Annotated in this window: 18 protein-coding genes; 16 read left to right on the top strand and 2 right to left on the bottom strand. The window is 38.6% G+C overall.

Annotated elements, in window-relative coordinates; genetic code table 11:
- Positions 1–214 precede the first annotated feature (214 nt).
- The 10 genes from B3P17_RS12380 to B3P17_RS12335 all read left to right on the top strand — a co-directional run bounded on the left by B3P17_RS12380 (position 215) and on the right by B3P17_RS12335 (position 8,782).
- Positions 215–907, top strand: coding sequence for an AIM24 family protein (locus tag B3P17_RS12380; RefSeq protein WP_252638482.1), 693 nt, complete (start codon positions 215–217; stop codon positions 905–907).
- 167 nt (positions 908–1,074) lie between these two features.
- Positions 1,075–1,614: a hypoxanthine phosphoribosyltransferase gene (gene hpt, locus B3P17_RS12375; RefSeq protein ID WP_006842019.1), complete on the top strand. Its 540-nt coding sequence runs from the start codon at positions 1,075–1,077 to the stop codon at positions 1,612–1,614.
- A gap of 67 nt (positions 1,615–1,681) precedes the next feature.
- A complete protein-coding gene (locus tag B3P17_RS12370; RefSeq protein ID WP_252638481.1) occupies positions 1,682–2,254 on the top strand; it encodes an adenylate kinase in 573 nt (190 codons plus the stop codon).
- 85 nt (positions 2,255–2,339) lie between these two features.
- Positions 2,340–3,518, top strand: coding sequence for a GTPase ObgE (gene obgE, locus B3P17_RS12365; protein WP_252638480.1), 1,179 nt, complete (start codon positions 2,340–2,342; stop codon positions 3,516–3,518).
- A 56-nt stretch (positions 3,519–3,574) separates the two neighbouring features.
- Positions 3,575–4,384 carry a peptidoglycan editing factor PgeF gene (gene pgeF / locus B3P17_RS12360; RefSeq protein WP_252638479.1) on the top strand — a complete coding sequence of 270 codons (810 nt, stop codon included), beginning with the start codon at positions 3,575–3,577 and terminating at the stop codon, positions 4,382–4,384.
- Between the two features lie 49 nt (positions 4,385–4,433).
- Positions 4,434–5,468 (top strand): agmatine deiminase family protein, encoded by a 1,035-nt coding sequence (locus tag B3P17_RS12355; RefSeq protein WP_252638478.1) that lies wholly within the window; start codon positions 4,434–4,436, stop codon positions 5,466–5,468.
- A gap of 13 nt (positions 5,469–5,481) precedes the next feature.
- Positions 5,482–5,706, top strand: a complete 225-nt coding sequence (locus tag B3P17_RS12350; protein ID WP_006842014.1) for a hypothetical protein — start codon at positions 5,482–5,484, stop codon at positions 5,704–5,706.
- A gap of 6 nt (positions 5,707–5,712) precedes the next feature.
- Entirely contained in the window at positions 5,713–6,588 is an 876-nt protein-coding gene (locus B3P17_RS12345; protein WP_252638477.1) for a carbon-nitrogen hydrolase, read from the top strand.
- Between the two features lie 503 nt (positions 6,589–7,091).
- The gene (locus tag B3P17_RS12340; protein ID WP_252638476.1) at positions 7,092–8,285 is read left to right on the top strand and encodes an MFS transporter; all 1,194 of its coding nucleotides are present in this window, start codon (positions 7,092–7,094) and stop codon (positions 8,283–8,285) included.
- 32 nt (positions 8,286–8,317) lie between these two features.
- On the top strand, positions 8,318–8,782 hold the full coding sequence (locus B3P17_RS12335; RefSeq protein WP_252638475.1) for a DUF3788 family protein: 465 nt from the start codon (positions 8,318–8,320) through the stop codon (positions 8,780–8,782).
- 60 nt (positions 8,783–8,842) lie between these two features.
- Here the strand turns inward: B3P17_RS12335 and B3P17_RS12330 are convergent, their stop codons facing one another.
- Together B3P17_RS12330 and B3P17_RS12325 are read right to left on the bottom strand one after the other, a co-directional pair.
- The gene (locus B3P17_RS12330; RefSeq protein WP_006842008.1) at positions 8,843–9,001 is read right to left on the bottom strand and encodes a hypothetical protein; all 159 of its coding nucleotides are present in this window, start codon (positions 8,999–9,001) and stop codon (positions 8,843–8,845) included.
- A 115-nt stretch (positions 9,002–9,116) separates the two neighbouring features.
- Positions 9,117–10,343, bottom strand: coding sequence for a carboxypeptidase-like regulatory domain-containing protein (locus B3P17_RS12325; protein ID WP_252638474.1), 1,227 nt, complete (start codon positions 10,341–10,343; stop codon positions 9,117–9,119).
- Between the two features lie 249 nt (positions 10,344–10,592).
- Here B3P17_RS12325 and ybeY point away from each other — a divergent pair, with 249 nt between their 5' ends.
- From ybeY to B3P17_RS12295, 6 genes are all read left to right on the top strand, one after another.
- Complete coding sequence (ybeY, locus tag B3P17_RS12320) at positions 10,593–11,012, top strand: rRNA maturation RNase YbeY (RefSeq protein WP_252638473.1); 420 nt, start codon at positions 10,593–10,595, stop codon at positions 11,010–11,012.
- Between the two features lie 6 nt (positions 11,013–11,018).
- Positions 11,019–11,942: a YeiH family protein gene (locus tag B3P17_RS12315; RefSeq protein WP_252638472.1), complete on the top strand. Its 924-nt coding sequence runs from the start codon at positions 11,019–11,021 to the stop codon at positions 11,940–11,942.
- Entirely contained in the window at positions 11,942–12,724 is a 783-nt protein-coding gene (locus B3P17_RS12310; RefSeq protein ID WP_252638471.1) for a sulfide/dihydroorotate dehydrogenase-like FAD/NAD-binding protein, read from the top strand. The genes B3P17_RS12315 and B3P17_RS12310 overlap by 1 nt, the downstream gene beginning before the upstream one ends.
- 79 nt (positions 12,725–12,803) lie before the next feature.
- Positions 12,804–14,276, top strand: coding sequence for an NADPH-dependent glutamate synthase (gene gltA / locus B3P17_RS12305; protein WP_252638470.1), 1,473 nt, complete (start codon positions 12,804–12,806; stop codon positions 14,274–14,276).
- Positions 14,277–14,681: 405 nt separating this feature from the next.
- Positions 14,682–16,463 (top strand): biotin/lipoyl-containing protein, encoded by a 1,782-nt coding sequence (locus tag B3P17_RS12300; RefSeq protein WP_006842002.1) that lies wholly within the window; start codon positions 14,682–14,684, stop codon positions 16,461–16,463.
- Positions 16,464–16,660: 197 nt separating this feature from the next.
- Positions 16,661–17,425: a DUF5040 domain-containing protein gene (locus tag B3P17_RS12295; protein ID WP_291105678.1), complete on the top strand. Its 765-nt coding sequence runs from the start codon at positions 16,661–16,663 to the stop codon at positions 17,423–17,425.
- Position 17,426 lies beyond the last annotated feature (1 nt).

Raw genomic sequence — 17,426 nt, 5'->3', positions numbered from 1 at the left:
AAAGAAGAACTGTCAAGAGACAATCCGGTTTTTATGATATACAGAGTGAAACAAATAATCTCAATGAGATGAAATGTTTCACTCTGTTTAAATATGTCAGAGATTACCCGAATCAGGCTATAAAAGCTGATCTTCTTTATTTACAGCTTATTTTTTATTACTTTTGCTGAATTATAGTCAATTTTTATTAATCATTATCAACAACTTTACGTGTATGAACAAATATTCTATTAGATCTTTCATCGAAGAAACTGCACAAGAAGAATCAAAAAACGACTTCTTCCAACTGGAAAGCACTCATATACTTGAGCTTAACATCAATAACCAAACGGTGATGTTAAAAAAAGGAGCAATGGTAGCCTATACAGGAAACATAAAGTTTGAAAGGGAAGGCATGCTGAGCAAAGGTATCGGAAACTTACTAAAGAAAACAATGTCGGGAGAAGGAACCACCATGATGAGAACTTCAGGAACCGGACGTGTATATGCTGCAGATTTCGAAAAAAGAGTAAGAATCTTATATCTTGAGAACGAAGCTATCAATGTAAATGGGAATGACATCCTTGCTCATGAAAATTCTATACAGTCTGATGTAAAAATGATGAAAAGCATTGCCGGCATTATGGGTGGCGGACTGTTTCAAGTACGTCTGGCGGGAACAGGACACGTGGCTATTACTACTCACGGTAAACCTATGACACTGTTGGTGAAACCGGGACAACCGATATTTACGGACCCTAACGCTACTGTTGCATGGTCGGGCAATCTGACTCCAACTATAAAAACAGATATATCCCTCAAAACATTCATCGGACGTGGTAGCGGCGAAAGCTTCCAGATGATGTTTGAAGGAGAAGGTTGGGTAATAGTACAGCCATGTGAAGAAGTGTACGGCGCGCCTCAATAATCAGTAAAAGTTCTTTATATATAAAAAGGTATTCATTGAGAATACCTTTTTTAATTTTCTCCCCAATTATTCATTTCTATTTATTAAAAAACATAATTCATTATGTATTTTTAAGCTAAATGTACTACTTTTGCACTTTAATAAAATATTTAAGGAGAAGAGCTTCTATGAAGACAGTAAAAATCAAAGATAAAGAATTCGAACTATTTCTGACACAGGAGGTAATTGAAAAAGCAATAGATGATATCGCAGAAAAACTGAACAAAGATTTAGCAGGTAAGGATCCTTTATTTATCTGTGTTCTGAATGGTTCTTTTATGTACGCTTCGGAACTGATGAAGCGTGTTACTGTTCCAAGCGAAGTATCTTTCGTGAAAATGTCATCTTATCAAGGTACGTCATCGTCAGGTAAATTGAAAGAAATATATGGACTTGAAGAAGATATTACCGACCGTACAATAGTTATTGTTGAAGATATAGTAGACACAGGCTATACGATGTCTTTGATGCTCGAACAGTTGGCATGCGATAGTCCGAAAGAAATACTTGTAACTACACTCCTTCTTAAACCTGATGCCCTAAAGCATAAAGTACAGCTAGACTATGTGGCATTAGAAATCCCTAGCGACTTTATCGTTGGATACGGACTCGATTATGATGGTTATGGCCGCAATCTTGCTGACATATACAAAATAAAAAACTCTTAACAATAATATTTACGATTTACGCCTTGCTGTTTGCAACCCGTAACTTGTAACTCGTAATTCTAACAGTATGCTGAATATTATAATTTTTGGAGCTCCGGGCTCAGGAAAAGGAACTCAAAGTGAAAATCTCATCACAAGATATAATCTCGCTCACATTTCGACAGGAGATGTGCTACGTGGAGAGATAAAAAATGGAACTGAACTTGGCAAATTGGCCGAAGAATATATCTCTAAAGGTCAGCTTGTACCGGATGATGTAGTTATCGGGATGCTGGCAAATGTTTTGGATAGTAAAAAAGATAAAGCAGGCGTTATATTCGATGGTTTTCCAAGAACAATCGCTCAGGGCGAAGCTCTTGAAAAAATATTAAAAGAACGCGGAGAAGAAATTTCTATCGTTATCAATCTCGATGTAGAAGAGCCGGAACTGATAGACAGACTTATTAAGCGCGGACAACAATCGGGACGCTCAGATGATAATCTGGAGACTATAAAATCCCGCCTTGATGTATATAAAAATCAAACTTCCCCACTGAAAGATCATTATATGAATTCGGGGAAATTGGCCACAATAAAAGGAGTTGGCACCATAGATCAGATATTTGATCTTATAGCCGAGGCCGTGGACAAAGTTAAATAATTGAATTATTTATATATACAGGGAAGTTATAAACCGTGAACGGTATTATAACTTCCTTTGTTATCTAAATAGAATAAATAAAAATATGGCAGAATCAAATTTCATAGATTACGTCAAGATATACTGCCGGTCGGGTAAAGGTGGTAGAGGTTCAACCCATTTCCGCAGGGAAAAGTATATACCGAAAGGTGGCCCTGACGGAGGTGACGGAGGTGACGGAGGTGATATTATTCTCCGAGCTAACCGAAACATGTGGACATTGCTCCACCTGAAATATCAACGACATATCCTTGCAGGACATGGAGAAAGTGGATCGGGCAGATTGAGTACAGGTAAAAGTGGTGATTCTAAAATCATAGATGTTCCTTGCGGAACAGTAGCCTATGATGCCGAAACAGGAGAATATCTTTGCGACGTTACTGAAGACGGAAAAGAAGTTGTTCTATTGAAAGGAGGAAGAGGGGGAAAAGGAAACAACCACTTCAAAACCTCAACAAATCAGGCTCCCCGCTATGCACAGCCCGGCGAACCATTTCAAGAGCGCAGAGTCATACTGGAACTAAAAGTTCTTGCCGATGTAGGGCTTGTAGGTTTTCCGAATGCAGGAAAATCAACACTTCTATCGGTAGTTAGTGCAGCAAAACCCAAAATAGCAAATTATCCGTTTACTACCCTTGAACCTAAAATCGGTATCGTGAGTTATCGTGATTACAAATCATTTGTAATGGCTGACATACCGGGTATTATAGAAGGTGCAAGCGAAGGGAAAGGACTCGGATTGCGTTTCCTACGACATATTGAGCGTAATTCGCTTTTACTGTTTATGGTACCTGCCGATGCTGACGATATCCATCAAGAATACAGAGTTTTATTGAATGAATTGGCTCAGTACAATCCCGAATTGTTAGATAAGCGAAGAATATTAGCGATCTCGAAAGCTGATATGCTCGACGATGAACTAATGGAAGCTTTGGAAGCTGATCTACCCGAAATACCGCATATATTTATTTCATCCATTACAGGGTATAATATTACAGCCCTAAAAGATATGCTATGGCGTGAACTAAATGCAGACGGCGAATACAAAAAATCGTTTGAAAGCATCACCCATCGAAACCTCGACATAAAAGTTGTGGAATTCGATGATGATGACGAATCTATCCCGGAAGATGACTATGAAGAAGAAGACTGGGATGAGGAAGAGGATGAGGATTTCGATCCGGATTTTTATTACGGAGAAGATACTGAAGAAGAAAATAAATAAGAAAAGCAAATGCCCTTTATCAACAGAGATCGAGGGCATTTCTTAAAATTAGGAATATGGATACAATTCGAAGTAACAGACTGAATCTACTAACATTTCCCTCTTTTCCTACAAAGAGCGTATCTGTTTTCACAACTACCATTGAGGGAGGAATTAGCACGGGAGCATACGCTTCTCTAAATCTGAGCCCCTATTCGGGAGATGATGCAGATTGTGTCAGTGAAAATCAGGAGCTTCTTGCTGATGAAATAAATGTATCCATAGAAAACCTATATATCCCCTATCAGACTCATAACGATCAGATACGAATCATTGATAATGACTTTCTGAACAAGAGTGATTTGGAAAAAGCAAAATCACTGAATGGAATTGATGCTTTAATCACCAATCAGAAAGATATTTGCATAGGAGTCACGACTGCCGATTGTGTACCCATTCTTATATTTGATCCTGTACAACATGTGCTTGCTGCAATACATGCCGGATGGAAAGGCACTGTAGCCCGAATCGCAGACAAAACAATAGAAAAGATGACAGAGCATTTCGGCAGCAAACCTCAAAATCTAGGGGCAGGAATAGGCCCTTGCATCTCACAGAAACACTTTGAAGTAGGAGGTGAAGTTGTGGATGCTTTTATTCAGACAGGATTTACCATCACTGATATAGCATATCGCAATACTGAGAGCGGAAAAATGCACATAAATCTTGAATTGGCAAATAAATTACTGTTAATTGAAGCCGGCATCGACAACAAGAATATAGAGGTTGCGAACTTATGCACTTATTCTCATCCCGAACTTTTCTTCTCTGCCCGAAGACAGACAATCAATTCGGGGCGGATATTAACAGGAGGTGTATTGAAGTAATAATTTTGTACTTTTGTGTAGCAAACAAACAATAAAAAGACCGTTGATAATGAATCATATATTTTTTCCACCCGAATGGTATCCGCAAAGTGCAATACAGTTAACATGGCCTCATCCCGACACCGATTGGGATTATATGCTCGAAGAAGTTACTGCATGCTATGTGAATATAGCAGTAGAAATACTGAAAAGGCAAAAATTAATTGTTGTGTGTCACAATGCAGAAACCGTGAAGTATGAGTTGAAAGAGCATAAAGACTTATTTCCAAACCTCACATTGGTAGAATTGCCAACCAATGATACTTGGGCACGTGATCACAGCGGGATATCTGTTATCAATAATGGGAAAAAACAGGTGTATGATTTCACATTCAATGGGTGGGGATTAAAGTTTGCATCGAACTACGACAATCAAATAAGCAGAGGCTTGTTCAAAAACGATATATTTAAAAGTGATGTAGAGCTACTCAACAAGAAAGATTTTGCCCTCGAAGGAGGAGCATTGGAATCGGACGGAAAAGGCACACTTTTGACTACATCCGAATGCTTGCTTTCTGCAAACAGAAACTCTTTCATGTCGAAAGATGAAATAGAAAAATATCTAAAAGAAGCCTTCGGGCTAAATAAGATATTATGGTTAGATCATGGTTACCTAAGCGGAGATGACACTGACAGCCATATAGATACATTGGCTCGTTATTGTGACGAACACACAATTGTATATGTAAAATGTGAAGATAAAAAAGATGAACACTATGAGGCTCTTGCCAAGATGGAGGAACAATTAAAAACCTTCACCGATTATCTAGGCAATCCATATAAGTTAATCTCGCTGCCTATGGCAAAAGCCGTATACGACGAAGACAATGAAAGGCTTCCGGCGACTTACGCCAATTTCCTTATAATGAACGACGTTGTACTACTTCCATTCTACAACGATCAGGAAAGAGATACAGAGGCCAAAGAAAAATTAGAAATTGCTTTTCCTACAAGAGAAATCATAGGAATAGATTGTTCTTCATTGATACGTCAACATGGTTCGTTGCACTGCATAACGATGCAATATCCCGATAATTTTGTATAATACCCAAGCGTTTATGAAAGATCAAAAAGCATTATTATTAAGGTGTATAAAAAACGATGTTCCGGCGATGGTATTTTCGGGAAACGACATATTATTTTTACCTTTACTTAAACAATATTATCTGGATGCTAAAAAGGGCGGATGCACGCAAGAGTTTCTGGATGACATTCAGTTAAGGATTGACGAGTTTGAGAAACATATACAAATGTCTCCCAATACGATTAAATTACCAGATTAGAGGATTATGAAAATAGGAATCATACAACAGGCAAATACTCCTGATATACAGAAAAATATAGCAGGACTAAAAGATAAAATCCGTAAGGCAGCAAACGAAGGTGCACAACTTATTGTTTTGCAAGAGCTGCACAATTCGCTTTATTTCTGTCAAGTAGAGGATACAAATATTTTTGATCTAGCCGAGACAATACCCGGACCGTCTACCGACGACTTCGGAGCTTTGGCTAAAGAGTTAGAGGTTGTCATTGTACTTTCCCTATTCGAACGTCGTGCTCCCGGACTGTATCACAATACAGCTGTAGTAATAGAAAAAGACGGAACTATTGCAGGTAAATACCGCAAGATGCATATTCCTGACGATCCTGCTTATTACGAAAAGTTTTATTTCACTCCCGGAGATCTTGGCTTTAAGCCCATCGAAACATCATTGGGTAAACTGGGGGTTTTGGTTTGTTGGGATCAGTGGTACCCCGAAGCTGCACGCCTGATGGCAATGGCTGGGGCTGATATTCTTATTTACCCTACAGCTATAGGTTGGGAATCGACCGATACCGAAGATGAGAAAAGCCGCCAGCTTGGAGCTTGGGTGATCTCTCAGCGAGGACATGCTGTAGCTAACGGACTGCACGTTGTATCTGTGAACCGCACAGGATACGAACTCGACCCATCGGGGCAAACGAATGGAATCACTTTCTGGGGAAACAGCTTTGTTGCAGGCCCTCAAGGCGAAATTATCTGGCAGGCATCCAACGACAAAGAAGAAGTACAAATAGTAGAAATAGATATGAAGCGTTCTGAACAGGTACGACGTTGGTGGCCATTCTTCCGAGACAGACGTATAGATGCATTCGGTGATATTACAAAGCGTTTTATCGATTAATGTAGGTATACATTTGTAGGCTTCATATTATTCATTCGTACATATAACTTGGATAGTTATATAATACAAGGATTCTTAGTAGAGATAATAAGAATAGTCTTGTAGACAGACTTCTGTTTGTAATCTCAAAATAAGAATATATCTTTTCTTATAAAAGATTTCACTTCATTGAGAAATGTTTTTTAGTTCTGCCGGTTCTCCAAAACCGGCGAAACCGAGCCCATAAAAAGAGTATCTTATAAGTATAAAATTATCTATTAAGTAGAAAGCAATAGCGAATGTTATACATTGTTTTTAGTCTTTGATAAAACTAGAAACAGAAAAAAGGTAACAATTAAAAACAGTAAATAAAGTGTCACTTTTGTCACTTTTTTGACAATAAGAATCTCTTTAGATGAAACTTAAGCATTTCACAATATTTTAAATAAATCACCATAAAGTCTACGACTAAGGTGTAAAAACGATAAAAGGCTTTAAGCTGAATAAAAGTAAATTTGACAACAATGCCAGAAAAAGAAAACGAATTGTTTTTATCAAAAAGCATCCTTTGGCTGATGGCAATAGGTGCAGGCCTTGTAGTAGCCAACAATTACTACAATCAGCCCTTACTGGGCGTTATAGCCAAAGAACTGGGTGAATCTGAGTCAGCAACAAGTAAGGTCGCAATGTTTACCCAGATGGGATATGCTGCCGGATTATTACTTATAATCCCACTCGGTGACATGTTTAGGCGAAAAAAGATTATCCTCATCGATTTCTTTTTCATAATCCTTTCATTAGTCGTTTTCGCTTTAAGTAAGTCCTTAATAGTCATGCTCGCAGCAAGCTTTTGTATCGGGCTTACATCTGTTGTTCCTCAGATATTTGTGCCCATAGCAGCCCAATTATCCCGTCCCGAAGAGAAGGGACGAAATGTAGGTATCGTTATGAGTGGATTGCTGATCGGTATTTTAGGGTCACGTGTTTTTAGCGGTGTTGTAGGAGAATATCTCGGCTGGCGGAATGTATTCCTCATTGCTGCAGGACTCATGATTATACTTGCTGTACTCATTGCATGGATGTTACCAAATATGCAACCAACCTTTAAGGGCACTTACGGACAACTGATGGGATCTGTTGTACGATATGCAAGAAGCATCCCGAGCTTACAATTAGCTTCATTAAGAGGAGCTTTGGGGTTTGCCTCTTTCTCTGCATTTTGGACTACCCTCACTTTCAGGCTTCAGGAGGCCCCCTACTTTCAGGGAAGCGATGTTGCCGGATCTTTAGGTCTGTTCGGTATAGCAGGTGCACTGGCGGCTACCCTTGTAGGACAAGCATCGGGCAAAGTAAACAAAAACAAGCTTATAGCCATAGCGACCTTCATTATGATCGTTTCGTGGGGAGTGTTTGGTATGGCCGATAGTACTTACATAGGAATCATTGTGGGCATTATTCTTTTAGATATGGGGCTGCAAGCAATGCATGTCACCAATCAAACAATTGTACTATCATCCCAGCCAGAAGCTGCCAATCGTTTGAATACAGTATATATGGTCTCTTATTTCATCGGAGGTTCTATCGGTACATTCGTAGGTGGTAAGGCTTGGGGAGCTTATGGATGGAATGGCGTTGTATTTACAGGAGCCTTTTTTGTAAGTTTATGTCTTGTCGTACATTTAATTATAAGCAGAAAACCAAAATTCAACGAAAAATAGTTATCTTTACAACTATCAGAAATAAGATGTTTATGAATACACCATTACCTGAACGAATTTATAGGGAATATCCATTGCCCAATATGGATGAGATAAGAGAGTTTATTGCACAGAAAGAAGCAGTGCAAGCCTTTGATTCGTTACTTGATTTTCTGAATGAAAACTATAACCTCGAACAAGAGATTTCTTTTGGAGGGAAAAATTATGGGGTAATTATTCGCTACCGCAAGAATGGCAAAACACTCGTATCTATAGTTCCCGAAAAAGATGCATTCTCAGTAATCCTTATATATGGTAAGAAAGAAGTTATAACGTTTAATGCGTACAGGGAGTCCTTTAGCAATATCTTCACAACGATATTCGATCAAACACCTCAGCTACATGATGGTAAGTGGATGCTAATCAGAGTTAAGGACAGTTCTTTATTACAAGAGCTGGAACGCATGATAATGATAAAGAAAGCAATAAAGAGAGAGAAAAGAGAAGCGACAAACTAATTCGATAAACCTTTTTTTTCATAAAAGGTGCATTTCTAGTTTAGTTCGATAATCAATTTATTATTTATGCGAACGTCCTAAATAATAAGATACGACAAGCGAACCAACCTGCAATCCCATCAAGAGCCAGAATGCATTTCGCCTCCTATTTTTGCGTTTCAGAGCTTTTAACTCCTGTATTTGCTTTTCATTCAATAAGTCACATTCATGATTTTCCATATTATCTATTTTTTGTGTATTAACTTATTTATGTAACAAAGTAAGGCGTGATTTGATCACCTATTTTTGATAATTTATAAAATTCCAACCATTCTTCAACTTCAGGCTATTCATATCATTTTACCAAAAGAGCTATTGCCACGGCAGGAACAACAAACTTAATCACATTAAATATTTTTTTACTCATTGGCACCTGTCTTGTTGGAGCTATACCTGATCCTTGATAATACGTTTCCAAGTCTTGAGCAAAATTTTCATCCCAGAATTCACGGGTGGTAGAGTCGGGAAAATAAAACAACTCTTGACAGAAACCGGACAAACGCCGATTTCGCATCTGCTTTTTTTCTATGACACCTTTAAACTCAACATCACAAAAGTAAGTGATCTCATCCTCCTTGCCAAATTCGTCTAGGGTCTGAAAACGATAGTAAGTATAGCAATCAGACATATAATACTTATCTCCTACTTTTTTGAAAGAGAAACGACCCACCTTTCTCTTTATTTTAACTCGGTTTCCCATATACCGCTTATACGGCTGACTAGCCAAAACAGAATCGATAGACTCTATCTCCATAGAAGCAATAGTCATATCATCTTTATTAATAAGTATCTCACCTCTTGCCCAACCATCCTTGCCTTGAAGAGGTTCTATCTGCAAAACGATATATGAACTATCAGATGTAAAAGAACGCGTAGTTTCGTTATTCTCGCTTTTGCCAAAGGTGAATAGATGTGAAGCATGATATTCTGCCCCGTACAATTCCGAAGTAGGAGTCACTGTTCGTTGCACACGCCTTATATCAATAATATTGAGCATATAAGGGACTCTCTCCCTTTTCATATTTTTCTTCAGATCTTTCTCTTTCAGTGTCGTTGCATACTTCATATATATTTCGTTCTGCAATGTATCCGATTTTTTTGTCTGCTGAAAGTGCAACAAATATCCCAGATGAAGATCGAGCAAAAGTTTCTTCTTCGTGTTTTGCATTGCTTCATCCAACAAAGCATCTGCATCTCCGGGGCTAATAACAATCGGGTTAAGATATACAGGATTCAACTCCATCCGAACAACAGGGTTTATCAAAAGTGAACTTTTAGCAACAGATTTCACTTTATAACCAATACATTGGAAATGAATAACATCCTCGCTTACAGTCGGAATAGCATATCTTCCTTTATTATCTGTATTGATATAGTCTCTCGAAGTAGCTCCATACTGCACTATCACATCCGCTATAGGTTTGCTACTATCTTTATCGATGACTGTTCCTTGAATTAAAGTTTGTGCAAAAAGATGGCTACTGATAAAGGTCAATAAGACTAGAAAAAGACATTTTCTCATATAAAAGTTTTGAGTAAGTTATGCATAAATGGAACCTTATTTATAAAAACGCGATTTTCAATCGAATCATATATTTACACAGCAAACAGACAGTAAAAAACATTTAACGAAAACAAATTCATATATTTTAGTATGGAATACAGTAAATGTACATTGTATTTTTGTACCTTTATCGCGCAGTTATTAAAATTCTATTTTTAATAGCATTTTTTAATAAATCGCTATACATAAAACTATCATACAGTTACCATGTCTATACTCTATCAAGCAGAGGAAGTAAAACTTCCGTCTATAAAGAAACGTAAAACTACAGACTGGATAAAACTGGTTGCCACATCTTATGGTAAACAGATTGGAGATATTTCATTTATTTTTTGCTCCGACAAAAAAATACTTGAAGTAAATAACCAGTATTTGCAACACGACTATTATACTGATATTATTACATTCGACTATACTGAAAATGATATAATATCGGGGGATATCTTCATCAGTGTGGATACAGTAAAAAGCAACTCTGAAACGTTCGGAACGAATTACGACGAAGAGCTTAACCGTATTATAATACACGGAATACTACATCTGTGTGGGATCAACGACAAGGGGCCCGGAGAAAGAGAATATATGACCGAATGCGAAAACAAAGCATTAAAAATATTGGAGGCATAGACAATCGTGCAAAAATTTCTGAGCAAATTATATTATATCGTACCAATCTGCTGTTTCTTCCCGTTCTTCTCAGCACCGTTGGCTTTATTTCTCGGTATAATACTCGCTTTTTTTTATAAAGGGGAAGAAGTAGTTAAAACAGGAAAGCTAACAAAATATCTACTGCAAGCATCTATTGTTTGCATGGGTTTTTCCATGTCGATGCATGAGGTTATCCAAACAGGAAAAACAGGATTTATGATCACTGTGGGCTCTGTTGTGATAACAGTTTTGGCAGGTATCGGACTCGGATTATTACTCAAAGTAGGAAAAAACACAACATTACTTATATCCAGCGGAACAGCTATTTGTGGAGGAAGTGCCATTGCTGCCGTAGCTCCGGTTTTGGGTGCAAAAAACAATGAGATAAGCTTTTCACTTGCTGTTGTTTTCGTATTAAATGCTGTAGGGTTATTTATTTTCCCGGCTATCGGGCATCTGCTTCAAATGGATCAGATCCATTTCGGATATTGGGCTGCAATAGCTATACACGACACCAGCTCGGTAGTAGGAGCATGTTCGGCATACGGAGAACAGGCCCTGCAAGTGGGTACCACCGTAAAACTAACGCGTACACTCTGGATTATACCACTTGCGCTATGTATTGCGTTCTTCAATAAAAATAAAACCTCGAAAATAACAATCCCTTGGTTTATATTTCTGTTTGTTGTTGCTATCATTATAGGAAACTATATCCCGGGAATGACAGAAACAAACGAACACCTTAGTTGGCTTGGAAAAAAAGGAATGATGATTTCTTTATTCTTTATCGGAGCCTCTATTAATCTGGAAGAAGTAAAAAAAACAGGCGTAAACACCTTTCTTCTAGGCATTCTTCTTTGGTTTGTAATAGCTGTATTATCTTTATACTGGATTAAACTAATGTTTTAATGAACAAAATTGTAGACAAAGAGTATTTCTCTGAAAACGTAGTTAAGTTTGAGGTTGAAGCACCTCTTATCGCTAAAAGCCGTAAGGCCGGCCACTTTGTCATTGTACGTGTTGGCGAGAAAGGCGAGCGTATACCTTTAACCATTGCAGCATCTGACCTTAACAAAGGAACTATCACTATTGTTATTCAGGCTGTAGGAGCCTCTTCAAAAAAGATTTGCGAACTGAATGTGGGCGATTATATAACCGATATTGTTGGCCCGCTAGGACAAGCAACCCATATCGAAAACTACGGAACAGTTATCTGTGCCGGAGGTGGGGTAGGTATTGCGCCGATGCTTCCAATTATAGAAGCGATGAAAAGAGCCGGGAATAAGGTTATTTCTGTCTTGGCTGCACGTACCAAAGATCTTGTGATCCTCGAAAAACAAGTATCCGAATACTCGGACGAAGTAATAGTTATGACCGATGATGGTTCGTACGGACACAAAGGATTGATTACAAATGGTGTTGAGATGGTAATTAATCGTGAAAAAGTAGACTTATGTGTAACCATAGGCCCTGCTATTATGATGAAATTCGTTTCTTTACTGACTCAGAAATACAATATTCCTACAATGGCTTCATTAAATACCATTATGGTAGACGGCACGGGCATGTGCGGTGCTTGCCGTGTATCGGTAGGAGGAAAAACTAAATTTGTATGTGTTGATGGTCCCGAGTTTAATGCTCACGAAGTAGATTTCGACGAAATGCTAATGAGGCTAAGAGCTTATAGTTAAATTAATTATTGAGTAAAATTAAAAATATCAGCTCAGTCTTATTACCTATAACTAATTACTTACAACTTACGACTAAAAAATGACAGAACAAGAATATATACAAGCACGCCGAAGCGAACCATGGAGAGAGGAACTGCGTAAAACCATGAAGGCTAAAGAACGAGGAGAAAAATCTCGTGTACACATGCCCGAGTTGGATGCTGAATACAGAAGCCACTCCCTGAAAGAAGAAGTTAATTTAGGACTTACCGCCGAACAAGCTATGGCAGAAGCGGAACGATGCCTCGACTGCGCAAACCCTACTTGTATGGAAGGTTGTCCGGTGGGAATCCAAATACCAACCTTCATTAAAAACATAGAGCGTGGTGAATTTCTTGAAGCGGCTAAAGTGCTGAAAGAAACAAGCGCCTTGCCTGCTGTATGCGGACGTGTATGCCCACAAGAAAAGCAGTGTGAAGCGAAATGCATCTATATACAAAAGATGAAAAAAGAGCCGGTAGCTATCGGATACTTGGAACGCTTTGCGGCAGACTATGAGCGTGAAAGCGGACAAGTAGCTATACCCGAACTAGCTCCTGCCAATGGCATAAAAATAGCGGCTGTAGGATCAGGCCCGGCCGGACTTTCTTTTGCCGGAGATATGGCAAAACGAGGATATGACGTAACTGTATTTGAGGCACTACACGAGATAGGAGGGGTTCTTAAATACGGTATTCCAGAGTTTCGTCTTCCAAACGAAATAGTAGACGTTGAAATAAATGTGCTTCGTGATATGGGAGTTAAGTTCGTAAAGAACTGCATTGTTGGAAAAACGATTACCCACGAAGACCTGAGAGAAAAAGGCTTCAAAGGAATTTTTGCTGCAAGCGGAGCAGGGCTTCCTAACTTCATGAATATTCCGGGAGAAAATCTGATTGGAGTGATGTCGTCTAATGAATACCTCACCCGTGTCAACCTGATGGATGCATCAAACCCGGAAAGTGACACCCCTGTGCAAATGGGAAAGAAAGTTGCCGTTATAGGTGCAGGTAATACTGCTATGGATGCGATACGTACAGCAAAACGTTTGGGTGCAGAAAAAGCATATATTATTTACCGCCGATCGGAAGAGGAAATGCCAGCCCGTATAGAGGAGGTAAAACATGCCAAAGAAGAAGGTATTGAGTTCTATACGCTGCATAATCCAATCAAGTACGAAGGTGATGAAAAAGGTCATGTAAAGCGAATGCTCCTACAGAAGATGGAGCTTGGTGAACCGGACGCATCTGGTCGTCGTAAGCCTATCGCAATCGAAGGAGCTACTGAATGGTTCGATATAGATGAAGTAATAGTCAGTGTTGGAGTATCTCCAAATCCATTAATTCCTTCAACATTTAAAGGTCTTCAAGTTTCTAAGTGGGGAACAATAATTGTGAATCAGGAAACAATGCAGTCTGACCTGCCGGATGTATATGCCGGGGGCGACATCGTTCGTGGGGGCGCAACAGTTATTCTCGCCATGGGTGATGGACGTAAAGCTGCTGCTGCAATGGACAAAGCATTAAAAGGATAAAAAAGACCTATTCATATAAGTAAGCCCTCATTGATATAAATCAATGGGGGTTTCGTTTTTTATCAAAAAATACAGATAAGATTCTCAATCCATTCGCAGCATAAGTATTATAGAATCACATCCTTTCTCCAGAAGGGTTAATTTTACATTCAGAATCAAAAAGATTGCGCACTTTTATCTTCTTTGTGCAACCCATATAAGTAGTGAACAAAAAATAGAAAGATTACGTTTTTTTTATGACAAATTGACAATTTTAATATTGTTTTTGTTTATTTATTCGGATATAAAAAGCTAAATTTGTGAGGCTATTAAAGGATTGATATACAATTAATGAATTAATATATTTAGAGTGTACATAGCCTGCATTTTATGTTACTCTTATCAGTATAATACCTAAAAAAAGTTATGGGAAGAGAAATTAAATTCAGCCTCGTTTATCGTGACATGTGGCAGTCATCGGGAAAGTACCAGCCGCGTGTTGACCAATTGACACAAGTTGCACCGGTTATTATTGACATGGGATGTTTTGCTCGTGTTGAAACGAATGGTGGCGCTTTTGAACAAGTAAATTTGCTTTACGGAGAAAATCCAAACAAAGCAGTTCGTGAATGGACAGCTCCTTTCAACAAAGTTGGCATCCAAACGCACATGCTTGAACGTGGATTAAATGCTCTACGCATGTACCCTGTTCCAAAAGATGTTCGTCAATTGATGTTTAAAGTAAAACATGCACAAGGGACTAATATCTCTCGTTCGTTTGATGGATTGAATGACCCTCGCAACCTTGAACTTTCTGTAAAATATGCAAAAGAAGCCGGTATGATTTCTCAGGCTGCTCTTTGTATTACTTCGTCCCCTATCCATACAGTAGAATACTATGTAAACTTTGCTGACAAATTAGTAGAGTTTGGAGCTGACGAATTATGCTTAAAAGATATGGCCGGTGTAGGACGTCCTGCTTTCCTTGGTAAATTAGTGAAAGCACTGAAAGACCGCCATCCAAATATTCCGATTCAGTATCATGGACACACAGGTCCGGGCTTCTCTGTGGCTTCTATGCTCGAAGTTGCACGTGCAGGTGCTGACTATGTAGATACAGCAATCGAACCTTTAGCATGGGGAATGGTGCATCCTGATATTATCACAATACAGGCAATGCTCAAAAACGCAGGATTCTCTGTACCTGATATCAACATGAGCGCTTATATGGAAGCCCGTGCATTGACACAATCATTCATAGACGACTTCTTAGGATATTGGATCGACCCTTCAAATAAAATAATGACGTCTCTGCTTGTAGGCTGTGGTCTTCCGGGAGGTATGATGGGATCTATGATGGCCGACCTTAGAGGTATGCATTCGGCTATCAATATGGCTCTTCGCAACAATGGTAAAGCTGAAGTTACTTTGAATGACCTTGTAGTACAGTTATTCGAAGAAGTAGAATATATATGGCCTAAACTTGGTTATCCGCCACTCGTAACGCCGTTCAGCCAATATGTGAAAAATATAGCATTGATGAATATATTCTCGATGGCTCAGGGACAACCTCGTTTCTCTAACATCGACAAAGACAGCTGGAATATGATACTTGGTAAAACAGGTACGCTTCCCGGCAAGCTGGATGAAGAAATCGTTGAGTTGGCTAAAGCAAAAGGACTTGAATTCTATACAGGTAATCCTCAGGATGAATATCCTGATGCTCTTGATTCATATCGCAAAGAAATGGATGAAAACGGCTGGGATTACGGACAAGATGACGAAGAATTGTTTGAATTGGCAATGCACGACCGTCAATACCGTGACTACAAATCAGGATTGGCAAAAGAACGTTTCAATATAGACCTTGAAAAAGAAAAGGAAAAAGCCGGAGCTCCAATCATCGTAACACGTCAGGTAGTAGAAGTACCTGCATTTGATGCGGAAGCGATTAAAGCTAAATATCCGGAAGCAAAACCTCTTCAAGCTACTGTTAGCGGACAAGTTATTTGGCAAGTTGATGTAGACGATGTTTCTACTGCTCCTGTTGTTGGCACATCTGTAAAAGAAGGTGATGTTGTATGTTTTGTTCAAACTTATTATGGTATCGAAGAAGTAAAAGCTCTTACTTCAGGAAAGATTATCCAAATAGAAACAAAACAAGGCGCAAAAGTTCAAAAGAATCAGGTCTTAGCTTATATAGACTAAAAGTACTTGATTTCATATATAAAAAAGCATCATTAATAATGATGCTTTTTTTTGCATATATCCAATTAAAGTTGAAGAATAGACATTATGTATTATTTAACAATATTAAACCCACAATAAAATTATCACAATAGCTCTAAAACATTTACCTTTGGCGAAATTTTGAAAGAAAGTTTCGCGGAAAAATAAAGGGAAAAATGATAAAGCTATTATTATTTACAATTTTGTTAGGGGCATTAAACATCTACGCCCAGTCTCCAGAAAAGAACAAATACACTATCTTATTAACAGGCGCATCGTTTGCCTCATCAAACAACGGTTGGTTCGAATTAGCTTGCAAAACGCTCGATGCTACTCCCATAAACAAGGCTATAGGGGGAGAAGCTATTGCTGATGCGGCAAATAAGATGGCAGCCGATACGCTTTATACAAAACAGCAACTAGAAGAGATAGATGCTTTCGTAATAATGCATGTACACGATGAAGATGTTGCCAGTGAAAACGGTCTTAAAGAAAACTATAAAGATTATAAGACACCCTTCGACAGGTCAAATTATGCCGCTGCATACGATTATGTCATCAAGCATTACATTACTGATTGTTACAATTTGAAATTTGATAAAAATTCAAAGTATTATAATACCCCGAGCGGCAAACCTGCTATCATAGTTCTATGCACGCACTGGCATGACGCACGCATAATATACAATTCTGCAATACGCAAGCTGGCTGACAGATGGGGTTTTCCGGTTGTAGAATTCGACAAATATATTGGTTTCTCTAAAAATCACCTCCACCCCGTTACCGGAAAGCAATATAGCATTTTATATGCTCATAATAACGAGAAGGTAAATGGTGTAGAGTATGGATGGCATCCGTACAACGGGGAAGACAAGTATATACAACAACGTATGGCTGCTATATTCACCGATTTGATGAAAAAAGTTCTACCTTTGAAGTAGA

This window comes from Dysgonomonas sp. UBA7630 (genome assembly GCF_002483985.1).
Lineage (GTDB): Bacteria > Bacteroidota > Bacteroidia > Bacteroidales > Dysgonomonadaceae > Dysgonomonas.
Note: the sequence above shows the minus strand (reverse complement) of the source record. Positions and strands in the feature narration are given on the sequence as shown.

Bases quoted from the DNA above. Each gene is read 5' to 3' on its own strand.
- B3P17_RS12380 (WP_252638482.1), top strand. From the start codon at position 215: ATGAACAAATATTCTATTAGATCTTTCATCGAAGAAACTGCACAAGAA.
- hpt (WP_006842019.1), top strand. From the start codon at position 1,075: ATGAAGACAGTAAAAATCAAAGATAAAGAATTCGAACTATTTCTGACA.
- B3P17_RS12370 (WP_252638481.1), top strand. From the start codon at position 1,682: ATGCTGAATATTATAATTTTTGGAGCTCCGGGCTCAGGAAAAGGAACT.
- obgE (WP_252638480.1), top strand. From the start codon at position 2,340: ATGGCAGAATCAAATTTCATAGATTACGTCAAGATATACTGCCGGTCG.
- pgeF (WP_252638479.1), top strand. From the start codon at position 3,575: ATGGATACAATTCGAAGTAACAGACTGAATCTACTAACATTTCCCTCT.
- B3P17_RS12355 (WP_252638478.1), top strand. From the start codon at position 4,434: ATGAATCATATATTTTTTCCACCCGAATGGTATCCGCAAAGTGCAATA.
- B3P17_RS12350 (WP_006842014.1), top strand. From the start codon at position 5,482: ATGAAAGATCAAAAAGCATTATTATTAAGGTGTATAAAAAACGATGTT.
- B3P17_RS12345 (WP_252638477.1), top strand. From the start codon at position 5,713: ATGAAAATAGGAATCATACAACAGGCAAATACTCCTGATATACAGAAA.
- B3P17_RS12340 (WP_252638476.1), top strand. From the start codon at position 7,092: ATGCCAGAAAAAGAAAACGAATTGTTTTTATCAAAAAGCATCCTTTGG.
- B3P17_RS12335 (WP_252638475.1), top strand. From the start codon at position 8,318: ATGAATACACCATTACCTGAACGAATTTATAGGGAATATCCATTGCCC.
- B3P17_RS12330 (WP_006842008.1), bottom strand. From the start codon at position 9,001: ATGGAAAATCATGAATGTGACTTATTGAATGAAAAGCAAATACAGGAG.
- B3P17_RS12325 (WP_252638474.1), bottom strand. From the start codon at position 10,343: ATGAGAAAATGTCTTTTTCTAGTCTTATTGACCTTTATCAGTAGCCAT.
- ybeY (WP_252638473.1), top strand. From the start codon at position 10,593: ATGTCTATACTCTATCAAGCAGAGGAAGTAAAACTTCCGTCTATAAAG.
- B3P17_RS12310 (WP_252638471.1), top strand. From the start codon at position 11,942: ATGAACAAAATTGTAGACAAAGAGTATTTCTCTGAAAACGTAGTTAAG.
- gltA (WP_252638470.1), top strand. From the start codon at position 12,804: ATGACAGAACAAGAATATATACAAGCACGCCGAAGCGAACCATGGAGA.
- B3P17_RS12300 (WP_006842002.1), top strand. From the start codon at position 14,682: ATGGGAAGAGAAATTAAATTCAGCCTCGTTTATCGTGACATGTGGCAG.
- B3P17_RS12295 (WP_291105678.1), top strand. From the start codon at position 16,661: ATGATAAAGCTATTATTATTTACAATTTTGTTAGGGGCATTAAACATC.